Source organism: Pontimicrobium aquaticum (assembly GCF_005047595.1).
Lineage (GTDB): Bacteria > Bacteroidota > Bacteroidia > Flavobacteriales > Flavobacteriaceae > Pontimicrobium > Pontimicrobium aquaticum.
Genome location: NZ_SUPL01000002.1, coordinates 515,836 through 534,909, shown reverse-complemented (window position 1 = coordinate 534,909; position 19,074 = coordinate 515,836). Strand labels below are relative to the sequence as shown.

General features: G+C 32.8%; 22 protein-coding genes. 13 read left to right on the top strand and 9 right to left on the bottom strand.

The window, feature by feature from the left end; genetic code table 11:
- Positions 1-4: 4 nt before the first annotated feature.
- The 5 genes from E5167_RS05380 to E5167_RS05360 form a co-directional block, all read right to left on the bottom strand.
- The gene (locus E5167_RS05380) at positions 5-1,069 is read right to left on the bottom strand and encodes a c-type cytochrome (protein ID WP_136841795.1); all 1,065 of its coding nucleotides are present in this window, start codon (positions 1,067-1,069) and stop codon (positions 5-7) included.
- A gap of 80 nt (positions 1,070-1,149) precedes the next feature.
- A complete protein-coding gene (locus E5167_RS05375; RefSeq protein ID WP_136841793.1) occupies positions 1,150-1,554 on the bottom strand; it encodes a rhodanese-like domain-containing protein in 405 nt (134 codons plus the stop codon).
- 10 nt (positions 1,555-1,564) lie between these two features.
- Complete coding sequence (locus E5167_RS05370) at positions 1,565-1,879, bottom strand: rhodanese-like domain-containing protein (RefSeq protein WP_136841792.1); 315 nt, start codon at positions 1,877-1,879, stop codon at positions 1,565-1,567.
- Positions 1,880-1,961: 82 nt separating this feature from the next.
- A complete protein-coding gene (locus E5167_RS05365; RefSeq protein ID WP_136841790.1) occupies positions 1,962-2,588 on the bottom strand; it encodes a thioredoxin family protein in 627 nt (208 codons plus the stop codon).
- 6 nt (positions 2,589-2,594) lie between these two features.
- Positions 2,595-3,128: a TlpA family protein disulfide reductase gene (locus E5167_RS05360; protein WP_136841788.1), complete on the bottom strand. Its 534-nt coding sequence runs from the start codon at positions 3,126-3,128 to the stop codon at positions 2,595-2,597.
- Between the two features lie 286 nt (positions 3,129-3,414).
- Here E5167_RS05360 and E5167_RS05355 point away from each other — a divergent pair, with 286 nt between their 5' ends.
- The 7 genes from E5167_RS05355 to trpA all read left to right on the top strand — a co-directional run bounded on the left by E5167_RS05355 (position 3,415) and on the right by trpA (position 9,897).
- Positions 3,415-4,815, top strand: a complete 1,401-nt coding sequence (locus E5167_RS05355) for an anthranilate synthase component I family protein (protein ID WP_136841786.1) — start codon at positions 3,415-3,417, stop codon at positions 4,813-4,815.
- Entirely contained in the window at positions 4,812-5,375 is a 564-nt protein-coding gene (locus tag E5167_RS05350) for an anthranilate synthase component II (protein ID WP_136841784.1), read from the top strand. The genes E5167_RS05355 and E5167_RS05350 overlap by 4 nt, the downstream gene beginning before the upstream one ends.
- A 3-nt stretch (positions 5,376-5,378) precedes the next feature.
- Positions 5,379-6,371, top strand: coding sequence for an anthranilate phosphoribosyltransferase (gene trpD, locus E5167_RS05345; RefSeq protein WP_136841782.1), 993 nt, complete (start codon positions 5,379-5,381; stop codon positions 6,369-6,371).
- A complete protein-coding gene (gene trpC / locus E5167_RS05340) occupies positions 6,371-7,156 on the top strand; it encodes an indole-3-glycerol phosphate synthase TrpC (protein ID WP_136841780.1) in 786 nt (261 codons plus the stop codon). Before trpD ends, trpC begins: the two co-directional genes overlap by 1 nt.
- Complete coding sequence (locus tag E5167_RS05335; protein ID WP_136841778.1) at positions 7,153-7,776, top strand: phosphoribosylanthranilate isomerase; 624 nt, start codon at positions 7,153-7,155, stop codon at positions 7,774-7,776. Before trpC ends, E5167_RS05335 begins: the two co-directional genes overlap by 4 nt.
- Positions 7,777-7,869: 93 nt before the next feature.
- A complete protein-coding gene (gene trpB / locus E5167_RS05330) occupies positions 7,870-9,051 on the top strand; it encodes a tryptophan synthase subunit beta (protein ID WP_136841776.1) in 1,182 nt (393 codons plus the stop codon).
- Between the two features lie 81 nt (positions 9,052-9,132).
- Complete coding sequence (gene trpA, locus E5167_RS05325; RefSeq protein ID WP_136841774.1) at positions 9,133-9,897, top strand: tryptophan synthase subunit alpha; 765 nt, start codon at positions 9,133-9,135, stop codon at positions 9,895-9,897.
- A 21-nt stretch (positions 9,898-9,918) separates the two neighbouring features.
- Here the strand turns inward: trpA and E5167_RS05320 are convergent, their stop codons facing one another.
- On the bottom strand, positions 9,919-11,883 hold the full coding sequence (locus tag E5167_RS05320; RefSeq protein WP_136841772.1) for a TPR end-of-group domain-containing protein: 1,965 nt from the start codon (positions 11,881-11,883) through the stop codon (positions 9,919-9,921).
- Positions 11,884-12,041: 158 nt separating this feature from the next.
- Between E5167_RS05320 and E5167_RS05315 the strand changes: the two genes are divergently transcribed.
- The 5 genes from E5167_RS05315 (at position 12,042) to E5167_RS05295 (ending at position 15,366) form a co-directional block, all read left to right on the top strand.
- Positions 12,042-13,340, top strand: coding sequence for an aminotransferase class V-fold PLP-dependent enzyme (locus tag E5167_RS05315; protein ID WP_136841770.1), 1,299 nt, complete (start codon positions 12,042-12,044; stop codon positions 13,338-13,340).
- A gap of 86 nt (positions 13,341-13,426) precedes the next feature.
- Complete coding sequence (locus E5167_RS05310) at positions 13,427-13,642, top strand: hypothetical protein (protein ID WP_136841769.1); 216 nt, start codon at positions 13,427-13,429, stop codon at positions 13,640-13,642.
- Entirely contained in the window at positions 13,642-14,100 is a 459-nt protein-coding gene (locus E5167_RS05305) for a tRNA (cytidine(34)-2'-O)-methyltransferase (protein WP_136841767.1), read from the top strand. Before E5167_RS05310 ends, E5167_RS05305 begins: the two co-directional genes overlap by 1 nt.
- A gap of 213 nt (positions 14,101-14,313) precedes the next feature.
- Entirely contained in the window at positions 14,314-14,778 is a 465-nt protein-coding gene (locus tag E5167_RS05300; protein WP_136841765.1) for a hypothetical protein, read from the top strand.
- A 12-nt stretch (positions 14,779-14,790) separates the two neighbouring features.
- Entirely contained in the window at positions 14,791-15,366 is a 576-nt protein-coding gene (locus E5167_RS05295; protein ID WP_136841763.1) for a helix-turn-helix domain-containing protein, read from the top strand.
- An 11-nt stretch (positions 15,367-15,377) separates the two neighbouring features.
- Here the strand turns inward: E5167_RS05295 and E5167_RS05290 are convergent, their stop codons facing one another.
- Genes E5167_RS05290 through E5167_RS05280 form a run of 3 tightly spaced genes read right to left on the bottom strand, consistent with a single transcriptional unit; the run spans position 15,378 to position 17,127 of the window.
- On the bottom strand, positions 15,378-15,611 hold the full coding sequence (locus E5167_RS05290; RefSeq protein ID WP_136841760.1) for a VF530 family protein: 234 nt from the start codon (positions 15,609-15,611) through the stop codon (positions 15,378-15,380).
- Positions 15,611-15,820: a DUF6500 family protein gene (locus E5167_RS05285; protein WP_136841758.1), complete on the bottom strand. Its 210-nt coding sequence runs from the start codon at positions 15,818-15,820 to the stop codon at positions 15,611-15,613. Before E5167_RS05285 ends, E5167_RS05290 begins: the two co-directional genes overlap by 1 nt.
- A gap of 2 nt (positions 15,821-15,822) precedes the next feature.
- Complete coding sequence (locus E5167_RS05280; RefSeq protein ID WP_136841755.1) at positions 15,823-17,127, bottom strand: DEAD/DEAH box helicase; 1,305 nt, start codon at positions 17,125-17,127, stop codon at positions 15,823-15,825.
- A gap of 170 nt (positions 17,128-17,297) precedes the next feature.
- Here E5167_RS05280 and E5167_RS05275 point away from each other — a divergent pair, with 170 nt between their 5' ends.
- On the top strand, positions 17,298-18,914 hold the full coding sequence (locus E5167_RS05275) for a M28 family metallopeptidase (RefSeq protein WP_136841753.1): 1,617 nt from the start codon (positions 17,298-17,300) through the stop codon (positions 18,912-18,914).
- Positions 18,915-19,074: the final 160 nt, after the last annotated feature.

Sequence of the window (19,074 nt, the reverse complement as noted above, 5' to 3'; positions counted from 1 at the left end):
CCCATCATTTAGTTTTAATCATATTGTATTTTTCTTTATAAAATTCCATAATAGGCTGAAAAGGTCCTAATTGATGCTGTTTAATAGAAAAATCATCTACATAAGGAGGATATGGTGTAGATACAGGTTTTCTCTTTAAATCTGGAAAATCCAATTCTAAATTTGGCTTGGTTGGTCTATGTTGCTGATTAATATATCCAGCAACGTCATAGGCTTCTTCATCAGTTAATACTGGCGAGTCGTAAGTTGTTCCAAATGGCATATTACCTTTTATAAAATTAGCTGCTGTAATAACCCGATTCATTCCTGCTCCATTATTAAAGGAGTCGTCTCCCCAAAGAGGTGGATATTTATAAACATTGGAATTTGGCAGCTTTTCACCGCCACCATTCTCGCCATGACAAACTGAGCACATATTACTAAATACACTTTTCCCCTTTGTTAAATCAACAGGTCTTTTAGGGATTTTAATTGTAAGAAACCCAGTGCCTTCAAATTTACCATCTTCTGGTGCGTCTCTACCCAACCATTTCATATAGCTAATAATAGCTTTCATTTCTTTACTATCTTTTGGCATCACTCTCCCATTCATACTTCGCTCCATACAACCATTAATACGTTCCTCTATAGTACCTATTTTATTTTCTCTTCCTCTAAATTGTGGGAATCTTTGAATGATGCCAATTAGTGATCCTGCATATTTTTTTGTCCCTGCATATAAATGACAGTTATTACACGATAAGTTATTTCCTGCATAGGCTCTCTCTAAATTATCATTATTGGGCCCAATATAATTTGGTGTATTTTTAAACAATTGATAGCCAAACTTGATTTCTTTATTTTTTTTAGAATCATCTAGTAAAGAAACATCAAAATACTCCTGGTAAGGCTCTTGGAAATCTAAATTTATAACATAAGAGTTATTAATATTATAATGATTACTACTAAAAGAAATTACATTAAAATGAATTAACAATATTAATAAACCTATGAAAATTAAAGAGGAGCCAAAAAAAATTGAGCTATAAGCTAATCGTTTAATTTTATTTTGAAATTCTTGATCTTCCATTTATAATAGTTACACATATCCATTTAAGGAAAATCGATAGAAAAGAGGAGTTTATTAAAGTCTAATATAAAGAAAATAAACTAGTTCACTCGTATTTCGTAACCTTCAAACTCCCATTTAGTAATACCGCCTTCTAAATCATAAATTTTAACAAACCCCTCTTCTTTAAGTTGTTTTGCACAGTCGGAGCTTCTTCTACCAGATCTACAATACACAATTACAGGCTTACTTTTATCTAGTTTTTCTATTTCTTGGGAAAAAGTATCTGAAAAGAAATCTATATTTTGAAATCCTTCTATATAACCTTCTTTGTATTCTTTTGGAGTTCTTACATCAATTAACTGCACGTCTTCCATCTGCGATATTTCCTGCATTTCTTGTGGAGAAATCAACTCAATTGTGTTAGAACTTATTGGTTGCTTTTCTTCTTTACAACCATAATTTAAAGCAACAATTGCTATTACAACAAAAAGTAATCGTTTCATAGTGATTTGTTTAGTTTGTTACAAGATCCTCTTTCCACTCAAGTATGCCTCCAACAAGGTTATATGCATTATCAAAACCTAATTGATTCATAATAGCACAGGCTTGTCCACTTCTGGCACCCGAACGACAATACACATAATAGTTTTTGGTCTTATCTAATTCTTCAAGTTTGTAAATAAACCCTTGGCCTTTATAAATGTCTATTTGAATTGCGTTAGGTATAATACCTTCAGCAACTTCTTCATCAGTTCTTACATCTAATATAATTGCATTAGCATCATTTGCTAACTGTTGTTTCCACTCTTCTTGAGTTAAATTTGCCATACCTTAATCTTTTAAGCAAAATTAATACTTCTTGATAATTTATTTATAAGGACTATCAAAAAAGAAGTATGTTACAGTTAAATTAGTTATTGTTTTTTACTTTTATAGTGCAACCTATGGCACGCGTTTTAGTTTCTGGTACATTATTACCTTCTAGAAGTGCATCTACTGCATCTTCAACATATTTAGTGTTTACAGCAGATGCATCTTTATAATTATCATCAATAGCTCCAATATATCTTACAACATTACCTTTATTGGTTTTTTCTAATAAATAAACATGAGGTGTTTTTGTAGCTCCATATTGTGGATAAATTTTTTGACCTTCATCCATTAAATAAGGAAATGTAAACCCTTTTGATACTGCTCTTGCTTTCATTGCTTCCATACTATCTCCTGGTTGTACTTCAGGGTCGTTCGGCATAATTGCAATTACAGGAAATCCTTTATCAGCATATTTTTTGTCTAATGCAATAATTCTGTCTTCATATTGAACAGCGTAAGGACAAGTGTTACAAGTAAAAATTACGATAAATCCTTTTGCACTTGTATAATCTGCTAAGGATACTATGTTACCATCAATATTTTTAAGCTTAAAATCTGTTGCTATATCACCTACTTCGTAGCCACTGGCAACTGTGGTGTTTACCGAAAAAGCACTTGCAACCAATACAATTGCAAGTATAGATAGTGTTTTAAAAAGTTTCATAGTTTTTTATTTTAAAAATTGTTTTAACTCGTTTTCTAATGATTCGTATGTAAATGTTTGGTCGTAAAACTCCCTTTTATCTTTATTGTAAATAATGGTGACAGGAATGGCACCATCCCAATTTTCATCAACCTTTGGGATCCAAGTATTCATATCTACATCATCAAGCACAACAATTTTAGATTTTAAATCATGCTCTTTGATATATGGCTTCAATTTAGTTTCGAATTGATGTGGAAAATCTAAACTTACTAGTATTACTTCTATATTTTTACCTTTATAATTAGCATTTAATGCTTCAAAATGAGGTAGTTCTTTTATGCAAGGTGCACACCAAGTTGCCCAAAAATTAACAACATAAATTTTGTCATCTGTTCTGTTTAAATAAGGCTCAAGACCATTAAAATCATGAATTTCAAGTTTAACATCATTGTTTGTTGATGTTTCCGTTTTTATGTCATTTGTTTGAGCTGTATCTGTTTTCTTGTCTGTTTTACAAGAAACTAATAGTAAAACAAAAAGGGCTAATGTGTGCTTCATATTATAAAAATAATCATCTAAAGTTAGTATCGACAAACTTTAACAAAACTTTTCACTCGTCCGTAAAACGATATTTATTGAATTTTATCATATTTTTTATCATAACATTTGATTATTACATTTTCATTTCTATATTTGAACAAACATAACAAATGAACTCAATTTTAAATAATACTTGGTGGTGGAATTTTCGAAACTAACATTCGTGAATTAACCCAATTGTATATTTAAACTAAAAATATCTAAAAGGCTTGTCATTCACGACAAGCCTTTTTTAATTTATATTATGTATCAATTAAAAACACATTACAAAAAAATACTTGCAGACACCATTACGCCTGTAAGCATATACTTGAAGATTAGAGATAAGTATCCTAATAGTATTTTGCTTGAGAGTAGTGATTATCATGCTAACGATAACAGTTTTTCATATATCTGCTGTAACCCAATTGCATCTATTAAAGTTGAAAATGACATAATCACTCAGAAATTTCCTGATGGCAGTCAATCGGTTTATGATACCAAAACGACTGATGTTACAAATGAGATTCATAAGTTTACAAAACAATTTAAGGTAGATACTGATGAGCAGTTTAAGTTCATCAACAATGGTGTTTTTGGCTTTACAGCATATGATGCAGTAAAGTATTTTGAAGATGTAGAAATTTCAAAAAAAGAAAACTCTATTGAAATTCCTGACATCTATTACGCAGTATATCAAAACATCATAGCCATCAATCACTTTAAAAATGAAGCTTATATTTTTGCACATTGCTTTGATACTAAAAACAATGTGGATGATATTCTTCATTTAATAAAGGCTAAAAATTTTGCGTCTTATCAATTTACCTCCCAAGGAGAGATTAGTTCAAACCTTTCAGATAATGAATATAAAGAACATGTAGAATTAGCAAAAAAACATTGTGCTAGAGGTGATGTATTTCAATTGGTATTATCTAAAAAATTTCAACAAGATTTTAAAGGTGATGAATTTAACGTGTATCGTGCATTAAGGAGTATTAATCCTTCGCCTTACCTATTCTACTTTGATTATGGCAATTTCAAGATTTTTGGAAGTTCACCAGAAGCACAATTAGTCGTAAGTGATGGAAAAGCTGAAATACATCCTATTGCTGGAACATTTAAACGAACTGGAGACGATTTAAAAGATGCCGAACTTGCTGAAAAACTGGTAGAAGATGCAAAAGAAAACGCCGAACATGTTATGCTTGTTGACTTAGCGAGAAATGACCTAAGCAGAAATGGCAGCGAAGTAACCGTTGAAAAATACCGTGAAGTACAGTTCTTTTCCCATGTAATTCACTTGGTAAGTAGAGTCACTGGGGAAAAACATGACGATGTATCAACAATGCAAGTTGTTGCTGATACGTTTCCAGCAGGCACTTTAAGTGGTGCGCCAAAACATAGAGCAATGCAACTGATAGAAGATTATGAAAAAACAAGTAGAACATATTATGGAGGTGCTATTGGTTTTATGGATTTTGAAGGTAATTACAATCATGCCATCATGATAAGAACCTTTTTAAGTAAAAATCATCAACTGCATTGGCAAGCTGGAGCAGGAATTGTATCAAAATCTAGTGCAGATGATGAATTACAAGAAGTATATAATAAGTTGGGAGCATTAACAAAAGCTATTACAATAGCAGAAAGAATATCGATATGAAAGTATTAGTCATAGATAATTATGATAGTTTTACGTATAATTTAGTCCACTATCTTGAAGATTTAAATTGTGATGTGACTGTTGTTAGGAATGATAAATTGACGTTAGAGGATGTTAAACTATTTCATAAAATAGTATTATCTCCAGGTCCTGGAATCCCTGATGAAGCTGGTCTTTTAAAAGCTATTATCAAAGAATATGCACCAACAAAAAGTATTTTAGGAGTATGTCTAGGTCAGCAAGCTATTGGAGAAGTATTTGGTGGCTCATTAGTTAATTTAGACGAAGTTTATCATGGTGTAGCTACAAAAGTTTCCATTTGTGTAGAAGACGAATCTCTTTTTAACGGATTAAATAAAAACATAGAAGTTGGACGCTATCATTCCTGGGTTGTTAACGCAAACCTTCCGGATTGCTTAGAGGCAACATCGTTTGACGAAAATGGACAAGTGATGTCATTGAGACATAAAGAATACGATGTAAAAGGTGTGCAATACCATCCAGAATCTGTATTAACACCAGATGGAAAAAAAATATTAGAAAACTGGATTAATTCTTAAATCATGAAGCAGTTACTTAATAGACTTATAAATCACGAAAGCATCTCAAGCGAAGAAGCAAAACAGGTTTTGGTGAATATCTCCGAAGGACAATACAACCAAAGTCAAATAGCTTCTTTCCTTACAGTGTATATGATGCGAAGTATCACGCTTAAGGAATTACAAGGGTTTCGAGATGCATTGTTGGAATTGTGTATTGCAGTCGATTTAAAAGATTTTAATCCTATTGATTTATGTGGAACTGGTGGTGATGGAAAAGACACATTTAATATTTCAACCCTATCATCATTCGTCACAGCTGGAGCAGGTGTTAATGTAGCAAAACATGGTAATTATGGAGTGTCCTCAGCTTGTGGTTCTTCTAATGTTATGGAGTACTTAGGTATTAAATTTTCAAACGACAAAGACTTTTTAAAAAAATCAATCGACAAAACAGGTATTTGTGTATTGCATGCACCTTTATTTCATCCAGCCATGAAAAATGTAGCGCCTATTCGTAGAGAATTAGGTGTGAAAACATTTTTTAACATGCTAGGGCCAATGGTAAATCCAGCGTTTCCTAAAAATCAAATGGTTGGTGTTTTTAATTTAGAATTACAACGATTGTATGGGTATTTATACCAACAAACTGATAAAAACTATAGCATTGTTCATGCATTGGATGGCTACGACGAAATATCATTAACAGGGAAAACAAAAGTGATTTCAAATCATTCTGAGAGTATGTTCTCTCCTGAGGATTTAGGAGTTAACCAAATAAAACAAAGTGCGATTTTTGGAGGAAATACTGTTGAAGATGCAGCAAAGATTTTCGTCAATGTGATTAGCGGAAATGGAACAGAAGCACAAAACAATGTGGTTTATGCAAATGCAGGATTAGCTATTGCAACCTCAAAACAAATAAGTCATCAAGCAGGATTTGAACTTGCTAAAGAGTCTTTATTAAGTGGTAAAGCAAAAGCAACGTTGAATAATCTTATCGAATTAAGCAAGTAATGAACATACTAGACAAAATAGTAAAAGACAAACGCGTAGAAGTAGCGCTTCGAAAAAAGGTAATTCCAATTAAGCAATTAGAAAATTCTGTGTTGTTTGATAGAAAAACCGTTTCGCTTGCGAAAAATTTAAGAAACAGTAATACTGGAATTATTGCTGAACACAAACGTCGCTCACCATCAAAATCAATTATCAATAATAGTTTAAATGTACAAGATGTTGCAAAAGGTTACGAAAATGCTGGAGTTTGCGGCATGTCAGTACTTACAGATGCAAAATATTTTGGTGGCTCACTAGACGATTTATTACTTGTAAGAGCAAGTTGTAATTTACCTTTGCTTAGAAAAGAATTCATCATTGACAATTATCAAATTCTTGAGGCAAAAGCTTATGGAGCTGATGTCATTTTACTAATAGCAGCGATTTTAACCAAAGAAGATATTAAAGAGTTTTCCGAATTTGCTAAAAACTTGCAACTTGATGTGCTCTTAGAAGTACATAATGAGGAGGAATTGAATAAATCTATCATGCCTTCTATAGATATGTTAGGTGTCAACAACAGAAATTTAAAAACTTTTGAGGTGAGCTTAGACATAAGTAAGGCTCTTAGCAAAATCATTCCTGATGAGTTTGTAAAAGTATCAGAAAGCGGCATCAGTTCTATTGAAGCAATAAAAGAATTACAACCTTACGGTTATCAAGGATTTTTAATTGGTGAAAACTTTATGAAAACAGATAATCCTGGAGAAAGTGCAAGAAATTTTATAAATGATTTAGAAAGATGAAGCTAAAGGTCTGTGGAATGAAATACCAAGATAATATCGAAGCTGTTGCAAGTTTGCAACCAGACTTTCTTGGATTTATATTTCATGAGGAATCACCTAGACATTTTGAAGAAGCAATTCCAGATTTACCTAAATCCATCCATAAAGTTGGTGTGTTTGTTGACAAAACAGTAGAGTTTATTGCTAATCAAATAGAAAAACATAAGCTATCAGCAATACAGTTACATGGTCATGAATCACCTGAAATGTGCAGAATTCTTAAATCAACAAATGCAAAAGTGGTTAAGGTATTCTCTATAAAAGATACCTTTGACTTTACAGTGCTAGAACCTTACGAACAAGTTTGTGATTACTTTTTATTTGATACCAAAGGAAAACTCCCTGGAGGAAATGGCTATACATTTAATTGGGATGTATTAACAGATTATCCTTCGACAAAACCGTTCTTTTTAAGCGGTGGCATTGGTTTAGAGCAAAAAGAAAAATTAAAAGAATTTATAAACAGTGAAGCTTCAGAGTATTGTTTTGCTATTGATGTAAATAGTAAATTCGAAATTGAAGCAGGATTAAAAAATATTGAAGCATTAAAAGAATTTAAAAAACAATGTCACTTCGAGTGATTTTTGAGAAACAAAAATTGTATCGAGAAGTAAAAAGGTCTCGATACAAAATTCTTACAGAATTTCACTCGACCTGACAAGAACGACATAATTATGAGTTATAACGTCAACGAAAAAGGCTATTATGGAAAATTTGGAGGCGCTTTCATTCCAGAAATGCTATACCCAAATGTAGAAGAGTTACGCCAAAATTATTTAAAAGTAATGGCTGAACCTGAGTTTCAAAAAGAATTCAATCAACTCCTAAAAGATTATGTTGGTCGTCCTTCTCCACTCTATTTTACCAAACGATTATCAGAAAAATATAACACCAAAATCTACCTAAAACGTGAAGATTTAAATCATACAGGAGCGCATAAAATCAATAATACTATTGGTCAGATTTTAATGGCTAAACGATTAGGTAAAAACCGAATCATTGCCGAAACTGGAGCTGGACAACATGGTGTAGCCACTGCAACTGTGTGTGCATTAATGGGTTTAGAATGTATTGTGTATATGGGTGAAATTGATATTGCTCGACAAGCACCTAACGTGGCTAGAATGAAAATGCTTGGAGCAACGGTTGTACCTGCAACTTCTGGAAGCAAGACGCTTAAAGATGCGACAAACGAAGCCATTCGTGATTGGATTAACAATCCTATAGACACGCACTATATTATTGGTAGTGTTGTTGGACCTCATCCTTATCCTGATATGGTGGCGCGTTTTCAAGCCATTATTTCCGAAGAAATTAAATGGCAATTACAGGAACATGAGGGTACAACTAAACCAGATTACGTCGTAGCTTGTGTTGGTGGAGGTAGTAATGCAGCTGGAGCTTATTATCATTTTTTAGATGATGAAGATGTGCAACTCATTGCTGTTGAAGCAGCTGGCTTAGGGGTCGATTCTGGAGAAAGCGCTGCAACGTCTGTGTTAGGGCGAGAAGGCATAATTCATGGTAGTAAAACTTTATTGATGCAAACCAACGATGGACAGATTACGGAACCCTATTCCATTTCTGCTGGATTAGATTATCCAGGTGTTGGACCTATGCATGCACATTTATATAAGTCTGGTCGTGCTGAATTTATCTCTATCACAGATGATGATGCCATGACGGCTGGTTTAGAATTATGCAAATTAGAAGGTATTATTCCAGCTATTGAAAGCTCTCATGCCTTGGCTATTTTTGAAAAAAAACAGTTTCAACCAAATGATATTGTGGTAGTAAGCTTGTCAGGTCGTGGCGATAAAGATTTAGAAACATATATTAAGCATTTTAAATTGTAATGTCATTCCGAACAAAGTGAGGAATCTCATCAAAAGATTGCCACGTCACTTCGTTCCTCGCAATGACACAAAAAATAAACAATGAACAAAATCAACCAAAAATTACAAGAAGATAAAAAATTACTTTCCATCTATTTTACAGCTGGATACCCAAATATTGATGATACAGTAAACATCATTCAAAACTTAGAGAACAATGGTGTTGATATGATTGAAATCGGTCTGCCTTTTAGTGACCCTTTAGCTGATGGTCCAACCATTCAAGCAAGCTCTACTCAAGCCTTAAAAAATGGCATGACCACTGAAGTGCTTTTTAATCAACTTAAAGACATTAGAAAATCGGTAAATATTCCATTAATAATCATGGGGTATTTTAACCCAATGTTGCAATATGGTGTGGAAGCATTCTGCAAAAAATGTCAAGAAATTGAAATTGATGGCTTGATTATTCCTGATTTACCAGTAGATGTGTATCATGACGAATACAAAGCCACGTTTGAGAAGTATGGATTGATTAATGTATTCTTAATCACACCCCAAACTAGTGACGAACGCATTAGATATATCGACTCCATTTCTAACGGATTTATTTACATGGTAAGTAGCGCTAGTACAACTGGAGCAAAATCTGGTTTTGGTGACGAGCAAACCAATTACTTTGAACGTATTGCTAATATGAACCTAAATAATCCTCAAATTATAGGATTTGGAATCTCCAACAACGAGACTTTTACACAAGCAACCAAATACGCTAAAGGTGCTATTATCGGTAGTGCTTTTGTAAAACATGTGACTAATGGAGGTGTAGAAACGATTAATGAATTTGTAAAAAAGATTCTTATTTGATATTGCTTAAAAACAGCTAAACTAGTTTTTCTTCATCAATTCCATATTGCGAGCAATTACCTTATTCCTCATTTTAGAAACTTTAGATTCTAAGTTATTCATAAGTTTTATGAACCTAGGGTCGTCATGAACTCCTTTTAAATAAGGATCCATATTTGCCAATCGATACATTAAAAACCCTCCTTTTATCATTCTTTCGACATGTTTTATTGCTGCATCAGTGTTTCCACGTATTGCTTCTATCCTAGCATAATTCCAACAATATTCCCAAATATCAGTATCAAATCCAAATTTATCGGAAGTTACTTTAAATGTATCGTCAAGAATTCTGTTTCCTTTTTTAGTTTCTCCTTTACGAATTAATTGATATGCTACTCCAATAGCAGATTCTGCATAATCTAAATGTGTGAATTTTGGATGGTTATATACTTTTTCAAAGTAAGTGTTGGCCTTTTCAAAATCTTTAAAATAACTAAGATACATCCCTGAGCGATTCAAATTAATGAGGTTACTTTCATCACCTTTAATAAGTTCATCTATATGGTGCAACACTTCTTCCTTATCATTCATATACACTGCACATTCGGCTAATTGTTGATGGGTAATAGCATCAAAGCCTCTACTTTCTAATATTTTTTTATAATAATGAACTCCTTCAGGAATCATTTCTAAAAATTGATAACAGGTTCCAAGGTTATAATTAAAAACTCCTACACGAACAGGGTCTAATTGCGCTACTTTTTCAAAGTACGGTATTGCTTTATCTACTTCTCCACTATTTCTTAACAACAAACCATAAATATTATTTGCTTTTGCATCATTTTTATTCAATTGTAAAGCCTTTTCACTATACAATCTTGAGTTTTCATTATCACCATCAACTAGATAACTATAAGCTAAATTAGAAACTGCTTCAGAAGAATTTGGGTCTAATTTTATTGCTTGTTTTGCCATGATAAATACAGAATCGAAATAAGACATGGGTCTTACTCCATAATTACTAATAGATCTACTATATCCTGTACTTAATAATACCCAAGCTTGCGCAAAATTTGGATCAATTTTTATGGCTTCTTTTAATAACTTAATGCCCTGTTCATTTTTTTCTTTATTTCCTTGATTAATGTATGCTTTTGCTTGCAAAAACATATTATACGCTTCTGTATTGGTCTTTTTAGAAGCAACTTTTGCTTCTCCTAGTAAAGTAACTTTAAGTTTGTCGGTTACAGTAGCAGCAATTTCATCTTGTATTTTAAAAATATCTTCTATATCTCTATCATATGTTTCAGACCATACATGAGTACCATCTTCTGTATCTATTAATTGCGCAGTAATTCTAAAGGTATTTCCTGCTTTTCTAATACTACCTTCTAACACATTACGTACTTGAAGCTCCTCACCAATAACTTTAATGTCCTGATCTTTTCCTTTGTAAGAGAAAGAAGAGGTTCTACTAATCACTTTTAAATCAGGAATTTTAGCCAATAGGTTTAAAATCTCTTCACTAATACCATCTGAAAAATATTCCTGGTCTTTATCTGGACTCATATCTGCAAAGGCTAATACAGCGATAGAATTACTTCCGAAATCTTTAGTATTAATACTGATTTCATTTTTTTGTAATTCAATAGAGTTTCCTTGAATCAAATTAATAGATAATAAAACTATAGCAATACCTAAGCTTAGTAGTAGTATTTTATTTAATCGGGTATTTGTTTGATTAGTTATCGATTGATTTGAACTTACATTTTTAGTTTTTTGAAGCCCTGTAGGTGTTAATTCATATACCCAAGAAAATATCACCCAAAGCGGAAATCCAAGTATCAGAATAAAAACAAACGTTTTTTGAATATAATCAGGAGCGTCAAACGTTGGAAGAATTGTAGTTACTACCTGAATTATAATCCAAGAAATAACCAAGTAAGTCAAAGCCGATTTTATTACATTTCGCCTTCTTAATTCTTCGTAAAAATTTTTAAAATCCAACGTTAACTGCTTTAGTTAAAGCAACCAATTTACAAAAAATAAAATATCCTTAGATGCCTACTTAATATCACATCTAAAATATATTTTTTTAAAATTACATGAAAACACTTGCTTGACTATCTAAACAAAAACGACTAACTTTCGTCAAAAGTTTTTTTATGTCAAAATCATCTAGACGAAGTTTTATAAAAAAGAACATTCTTAGCGGATTATTTTTAACCTCAGCAGCTCCTTTATTAAGTGCTGAAAATGCTTTAAAAGTAAAACCACGCATTCCTACTTTAAAGCCTAATGCAAGTGATTATAATACTATAGATTGGAACAATATTCGCGAGCAATTTCTATTTGCTAAAGACTATCATTACCTAAATACTGGAAGCCTTGGTCCTTCTCCAAAAATTGTGCTCGACACTGTTTGCAATGCCATGGAAAAATTAGAAACATCCTGCAGTCATGGTCGCCATCAAATTGATGAAACTCATGAAAAAATGGCGAAGTTTTTAAATGTTACTACTGATGAAATAGCCTTTACAAGAAATGCTACTGAAGGTCTAAACATTGCTGCAAGAAGCTTACGGTTAAAAAAAGGAGATGAAATCATCATCAGCACTCACGAACATGTTGGAGGCGCTTCGCCTTGGATGGCTCTTGCTAAAGATTTTGGTGCTGTGGTGAAACTGATAGATTTAGATTTTAATGGCGAGAACAACCTACAAATCATAAAAGACAGTATTACTCTAAAAACCAAAGTTGTTGCTTTTTCGCATATTACATGTACTACTGGAATGAAGCTTCCAGCTAAAGACATTGTAGAATTTTGCCGAAGTAAAAATATTTACTCGTGTATTGATGGTGCACAATCACTAGGCATGTTTCCCATAGACTTAAGAGATATCAATCCAGATTTTTATGCAAGTAGTGGACATAAATGGCTGTTTGGACCTAAGGGCACAGGCGTATTGTTTATAAACAAAAGCATTATTAGTGAAATTTCTCCTGTATTCGCAGGTGCATATACCGATAGTAAGTTCGACTTAAATACGTTAACTATCGACTATAGACATAGCGCACAACGCGAAGAATATGGTACACGAAATACACCAATCACATTAGGTATAGGTAGCGCCATAGATTTTATAAATACTATTGGCATTGACAATGTAGCAAAACGAGGGCGAGAACTCGTTACTCGTTTTAGGAAAGGGGTTGCCAATACACCAGAAATTGAAATTTTAACACCAGAGAGCGACCTCTATTCAGCTTCTATGATTACGATAAGAATAAAGGATAAAGACAACCTTAAATTAAATCCAGTACTTAACAAAGAAAAGAAGTTACGCATGAGAGGTATTTATGAAAATAACATTAATGGTATTCGTATATCCTTTGCTATTTTTAATACTTTTGAGGAAGTCGATTTATTAGTAAATAGTTTAAAAAAAGTAATTAAAGCATGAAATGAGCCGTAACAAAAGGTTGACAACAACCGATACCATTATTGGCGAATTACATCTGACCGATAAAAAACAATAAATTTAAACAAATGAAAATTTTAAACGATTGGAAACTTGTAATAATAGCCTGTTTAACATTAGGCTTAGCACCGTTTTTTCCAGAACCACACATTGTTGGTAAAATAAAATGGATAGCTGGTGGTGCAGTTGGTATGAAACCAATGGACTGGTTTGATGTAGTATTACATGGTTTTCCATTTGTACTTTTAATACGTTTACTTCTAATAAAATTGACTAAAAAATAATGCCACTAAACATTGTACTTATTGAACCCGAAATACCTAATAATACAGGGAATATCGGTCGTTTAGCCTTAGCATCAGGCTCTAACCTACACTTAGTAAAACCTTTTGGTTTCGAGATTGATGACACGCGTTTAAAACGTGCTGGATTAGATTATTGGAAGCATCTTAATGTTATCTATTATGATAGCATTGATGATTTTTTTACAAAAAACAAAGGTGCTAAGATGGCATTTTTATCTAGTCAAGGTACACAAGAGTATTGTGATATCCCTTTTGAAGACAATCTGTTTTTAGTATTTGGAAAAGAATCAGTTGGTTTACCAAAACAGCTTTTAAGTAATTATCCTGAATCACTTTATCAAATACCTTTATATAGCAAACATGTACGCAGTTTAAACATTGCAAATGCTGTTGGCATTGTTGTGTATGAGGGCATTAAGCAACTAAAATATACGTAGTTATACGTATTGATTTTATACACACCTGTTAAACGAAACTCAAAAACTAATCACGAGTATTTTTCGTCTTCATCTACAAACAATAAAACCTCTTTTCTTTATCAGTTTTACTACAATTAGCACACATGACGTAAAGATGTCATAATCATGACGACATCAATGTCCATTGCCTTGATGTACTTTTGTTTCAAACGATAAATCATTGTCACATTCATGAAAAAAGAAACAAACATCATTCAAAAATCAAAAATTAAACGTGCACTGCATCTTGCCAAAACACCAATACTAATTGCACTGGTTTTAACACCTGTTCGATTTTCTCTTGAACTTATAGGAGTGCCTGAAAATGCTATTTATATTGTTGGATTACTCTGGCTAACATTAGGATTTGCCATTTATTGGGGAATTAAATTATATAATGATAAGAACTCGCTTCTAATACTCTTTTTGAGTTTAGGTATATTTTCACCCATTTCAAGATTTCCTGTTGCTGTACTTTGGTGGATTGATACCAAATGGGACATAGGAACTCATTATAGCCTTTATTTTGATAACTTTGCACAAGCTACATTTCAACAAGTGGTTTATGGTTCATTAATTCAACTTATCCCTGGATTTTTACTAGGTGCAATAACAATCGCTATTATGCGACAAAAAAAAACCGTAACAAAACAATAAATACTTTAGAAAATGACTAATAACCACTTAGCAATAAAATTAAAGGCTTTAAGAAACCAAAAAGGCATGTCGCAAGAAGTACTTGCTGATGAATCTGGTTTAAGCTTAAGAACTATTCAACGTATTGAAAATGGTGAAACTAATCCAACAGGCGACTCACTAAAACGATTAGCTAATAGTTTAAACGCAAGCCCTGATGAGCTAATTGATTGGGCAATAAAAGAGGACAACAGCTATTTAGTTTATCTCAATCTTTCTACACTTACATTCTTGTTTTTTCCTTTGCTTGGTATAATAGTTCCTTTTATATTATGGACTTCAAAAAAAGATAAAATTAAGGGTATTAATACATTAGGTAGAGACCTCATTAACTTCGAAATTACATGGACAATGCTTATGTTTTCTATTCCGTTTTCAATATTTCTCCTATCTAAAGTTGGAATTTTAGATAGTTTTAGCCTAAGTACTATCTTTGCAACTACAGTAATTATGTATATAATTAATGTGCTATCTGTGTTATTCAATACATTTAGAATTAACAATGAAAAAGAGGTTAAGTATTATCCTAGACTTACGTTTTTAAAGTAAAAATGAGATATTTAAATACGAGAGTTTTTCTTTTCTAGCATGTTTAAATACATTGTCTCAACCTTAGTTCGAGCCCAAGGTGTACGACGTAAAAACTTTAAGCTCGATTTTACAGAAGGGTCGTTTGTAAAGCAGCGTATATTAATATTGTAACCTAAATATTCCCAACCATAATGTGTTACCAAATCATTGATAATTTGTTCTAGTTTTACACCATGCAAAGGGTTATTAGGTTGAGATTCCATTATTGTACAAGCGCTTTTATTTTAACTGCTTTTTCAAAATGGTCTAACTCATGTGTCTGTATCCACCAAGTAGCTGCTTCCATCAATAGCTCAGGATTATCATTTTTATTTGTGAAAAATGCATAGAAAGACACGCCTACATTATCTCCTTTTTGTGCTATTTTCTTATCACAAACGTTTATTATTTTAGTTCTTAATTCTTCTGTCATAATTAGCGTTTGCTATCTTTAGAACGTCTATTCTTATTTCGACTAGATCGTCTAGATTGGTTTTGGTTACCCTTATTAGTATTGTTCTTTGTACTACTTGAGCGTCTAGTATTTGAGTTCCTTGAATTACGAGAACTTTGCTGTTTCTTTTTTGGTGGAGTACTTGGTGCATTAGGGTCTGGTTCAAACCCTTCAACAATCTCCACAGGAATTTTTAAGCCAACTAACTTTTCAATATCGCGCAAATAACCACGCTCCTCTCCACTAACTAAGGACACAGCTTCACCACTAGCTCCTGCTCTACCTGTTCTTCCAATTCTGTGTACATAGTCTTCCGAAATATTAGGCAGTTCAAAATTCACCACATGTGGTAACAACGGTATATCCAAACCACGTGCAGCAATATCAGTAGCTACTAAAACACGTACCTTATTGCTTTTAAATCCAGCCAATGCTCTAGTTCGTGCTCCTTGGGTTTTATTTCCATGAATTGCTGCTGCTGAAATACCAGCACTAATCATTTTTTTACAAAGCTTGTTAGCTCCATGTTTGGTTCTTGTAAATACTAATACTTGCTTCCAATCTCCTTTAGAAATTAGCTTAATAATCAATCCTGTTTTTAAACCTTTTGCAACACGATACACTTTTTGTTCTATTGTATCAACAGTAGAATTTTCAGGTGTAGCTTCTACCAATACTGGATGGTGCAAAAAGTTGTTTGCCAAGTTTTTTATCTCTTTAGAGAATGTGGCAGAAAACAAAAGGTTCTGTCTTCTTGTTGGCATCAAACCAATAATTTTTTTAATATCTCTTAGAAATCCCATGTCTAGCATTCTATCTGCTTCATCTAAAACCAAAATTTCAATTTTAGCAAGCGATAATAACCCTTGACTTTGCAAATCTATAAGGCGTCCTGGAGTGGCAATGAGGATATCAACACCATTCCTAATGGTGGCTACTTGTGGTCGTTGGTTCACACCTCCAAAAATAACAGCCGAACGAATATCTAAAAACTCACTATACGCTTTTACATTGTTATGTACTTGTGCGGCCAATTCTCGTGTTGGTGTTAATACCAATGCACGAATTGGACGTTTACGCATTTGCTGTCCTTGAGACAACTTTTGAAGCATAGGCAAGGTAAAGCCTGCTGTTTTACCAGTTCCTGTTTGTGCAGATGCCAACACATCTTTACCTTCTAAAATTAAAGGAATTGCTTTTTGTTGGATTGGTGATGGTGTTGTATAGTCTTGTTTACTAACGGCTTTTAATAAGGCATCCGATAAGCCTAGGGAGTTAAATGACATATAAGTTGTTGTGCAAATGACATTCTTATTTATAGCGTCATTTTTTTATTAAAGTGCAAAGTTAATCTAATTTATGCCAACACCTTGATTTTGTGTAAAAATTAGTCGAACTTCGTCTAGAAGCAATGTTTAACAAAAGCTGTGGCAATAATTTAATTAAAATACCTTTTATGAAGAATTACCTAAAATTTTTAATAATTGTACTATTTATTAGTTGTAAAAATGATAAAAAAGACACTTCAAGCTTAGTTGAAGTTGACACAACTACTCTTGGGAATCATATTGAACAACTCGCTTCTGATGATTTTCTAGGAAGAAAACCTTTTACCCAAGGTGAAGTTAAAACAGTTAACTATTTAAAAGAGGAATTTGAAAAACTAGGGCTTTTACCAGGAAATGGCGAGAGCTTTTTTCAAGATGTCCCATTAGTAGAAATTACAGGAACGCCTTCTAAAACTATGGTGATTTCAGGAAAAAATACAAATATCAATTTAAATGCTTTAAAAGATTTTGTGGCTACCACGAATAAACCAGTGGAAAAAGTGAGCCTTGAAAATTCTGAGTTGGTTTTTGCAGGTTATGGTGTAGTAGCACCAGAATATGGTTGGAATGACTACGAAGGTGTTGACTGGAAAGGAAAAACTGCAGTCGTGTTAATAAATGATCCTGGGTTTAAATCTGCCGATTCTACCTTATTTAAAGGTAACGAAATGACGTATTATGGTCGTTGGACGTATAAATATGAAGAGGCTGCAAGACAAGGCGCTGATGGACTTATTATTATTCACGATACAGAACCCGCTTCATATGGCTGGAATGTTGTAGAGTCTGGTTGGAGTGGTGCTCGCTTAACTATTGAAAGTGATTTACCTCTGTTAAATGTAGAATCTTGGATTAGTGGTGAAAGTGCTCAAAAAATGTTTGATGCATCTACTATAAAAGGACAAGATTATAAAACTTTGGCTAGAAATAAAGATTTTAAACCTGTACCTCTGGGCTTAAATGTGTCGGTAAGTATTGAAAATAACATTAAAAAAGATATGTCTAAAAACGTCGTTGCCTTGATTCCTGGAACCGATAGAAAAGACGAAGTTATTATATACTCTGCACATTGGGATCATTTTGGTATTGGCAAAGCTATTGAAGGCGACTCTATTTATAATGGTGCTGTTGATAATGCTTCTGGAACTGCAGGTTTATTAGCCATTGCCGAAACTTTTAAAAAAGATAACCCTACAAAACGCTCTATTGCTTTTATTGCCGTAACTGCCGAAGAACAAGGCTTATTAGGCTCTGCGTTTTATGCCGAAAATCCTATTTTTGAACCTAAGAAAACTGTTGCTAATATTAATATTGATGCACTTGATAGTCCAGGAAAAATGAAGGATTTAACCATTACAGGTTATGGTCAATCTGAAATGGATGAGTATGCTGAAAAAGCTGCAACTGAACAAAACAGATATATTATTCCAGATCCTGAAGCCGAAAAAGGATATTTCTTTAGATCAGACCATTTTAATTTTGCCAAAATTGGTATTCCTGCCTTATATGCAAGTGGTGCCTATGAAGGCTTTGATAAAAGTATTGAAGACATAAAAAAGTACAATGACGACTATCGTGCTATTAAGTACCATCAACCTTCAGATGAATACAACGCTGAAACAACTAATTTAAGTGGTGTGCAATTAGATTTACAGTTATTTTTTAATGTAGGATTAAAACTCGCAAATGAAGATTATTTTCCTAAATGGTATGATGGCAGTGAGTTTAAAGCAGCTAGGAACTAGTTTAGGTGAATCTGTCTAATTTTTTCAGAAAGAAAATACGATAAGCCTATCGTGAATTTTTAATAGCTCTATACTATTAAACCAATTGTTTTAGAGTTTTTTCTTTTAAGAAATTAATTCGGATATTTTTATCCATTATTAATTTAAAACTTTATATCTT

What these genes read in the sequence shown, in the direction of transcription:
- E5167_RS05360 (WP_136841788.1), bottom strand. Translation starts at nt 3,128, where the DNA reads ATGAAGCACACATTAGCCCTTTTTGTTTTACTATTAGTTTCTTGTAAA.
- E5167_RS05355 (WP_136841786.1), top strand. Translation starts at nt 3,415, where the DNA reads ATGTATCAATTAAAAACACATTACAAAAAAATACTTGCAGACACCATT.
- trpC (WP_136841780.1), top strand. Translation starts at nt 6,371, where the DNA reads ATGAACATACTAGACAAAATAGTAAAAGACAAACGCGTAGAAGTAGCG.
- E5167_RS05280 (WP_136841755.1), bottom strand. Translation starts at nt 17,127, where the DNA reads ATGTCATTTAACTCCCTAGGCTTATCGGATGCCTTATTAAAAGCCGTT.
- E5167_RS05380 (WP_136841795.1), bottom strand. Translation starts at nt 1,069, where the DNA reads ATGGAAGATCAAGAATTTCAAAATAAAATTAAACGATTAGCTTATAGC.
- E5167_RS05350 (WP_136841784.1), top strand. Translation starts at nt 4,812, where the DNA reads ATGAAAGTATTAGTCATAGATAATTATGATAGTTTTACGTATAATTTA.
- E5167_RS05295 (WP_136841763.1), top strand. Translation starts at nt 14,791, where the DNA reads ATGACTAATAACCACTTAGCAATAAAATTAAAGGCTTTAAGAAACCAA.
- E5167_RS05365 (WP_136841790.1), bottom strand. Translation starts at nt 2,588, where the DNA reads ATGAAACTTTTTAAAACACTATCTATACTTGCAATTGTATTGGTTGCA.
- E5167_RS05305 (WP_136841767.1), top strand. Translation starts at nt 13,642, where the DNA reads ATGCCACTAAACATTGTACTTATTGAACCCGAAATACCTAATAATACA.
- E5167_RS05310 (WP_136841769.1), top strand. Translation starts at nt 13,427, where the DNA reads ATGAAAATTTTAAACGATTGGAAACTTGTAATAATAGCCTGTTTAACA.
- E5167_RS05290 (WP_136841760.1), bottom strand. Translation starts at nt 15,611, where the DNA reads ATGGAATCTCAACCTAATAACCCTTTGCATGGTGTAAAACTAGAACAA.
- E5167_RS05275 (WP_136841753.1), top strand. Translation starts at nt 17,298, where the DNA reads ATGAAGAATTACCTAAAATTTTTAATAATTGTACTATTTATTAGTTGT.
- E5167_RS05315 (WP_136841770.1), top strand. Translation starts at nt 12,042, where the DNA reads ATGTCAAAATCATCTAGACGAAGTTTTATAAAAAAGAACATTCTTAGC.
- trpB (WP_136841776.1), top strand. Translation starts at nt 7,870, where the DNA reads ATGAGTTATAACGTCAACGAAAAAGGCTATTATGGAAAATTTGGAGGC.
- E5167_RS05285 (WP_136841758.1), bottom strand. Translation starts at nt 15,820, where the DNA reads ATGACAGAAGAATTAAGAACTAAAATAATAAACGTTTGTGATAAGAAA.
- E5167_RS05335 (WP_136841778.1), top strand. Translation starts at nt 7,153, where the DNA reads ATGAAGCTAAAGGTCTGTGGAATGAAATACCAAGATAATATCGAAGCT.
- E5167_RS05300 (WP_136841765.1), top strand. Translation starts at nt 14,314, where the DNA reads ATGAAAAAAGAAACAAACATCATTCAAAAATCAAAAATTAAACGTGCA.
- trpA (WP_136841774.1), top strand. Translation starts at nt 9,133, where the DNA reads ATGAACAAAATCAACCAAAAATTACAAGAAGATAAAAAATTACTTTCC.
- E5167_RS05370 (WP_136841792.1), bottom strand. Translation starts at nt 1,879, where the DNA reads ATGGCAAATTTAACTCAAGAAGAGTGGAAACAACAGTTAGCAAATGAT.
- E5167_RS05375 (WP_136841793.1), bottom strand. Translation starts at nt 1,554, where the DNA reads ATGAAACGATTACTTTTTGTTGTAATAGCAATTGTTGCTTTAAATTAT.
- trpD (WP_136841782.1), top strand. Translation starts at nt 5,379, where the DNA reads ATGAAGCAGTTACTTAATAGACTTATAAATCACGAAAGCATCTCAAGC.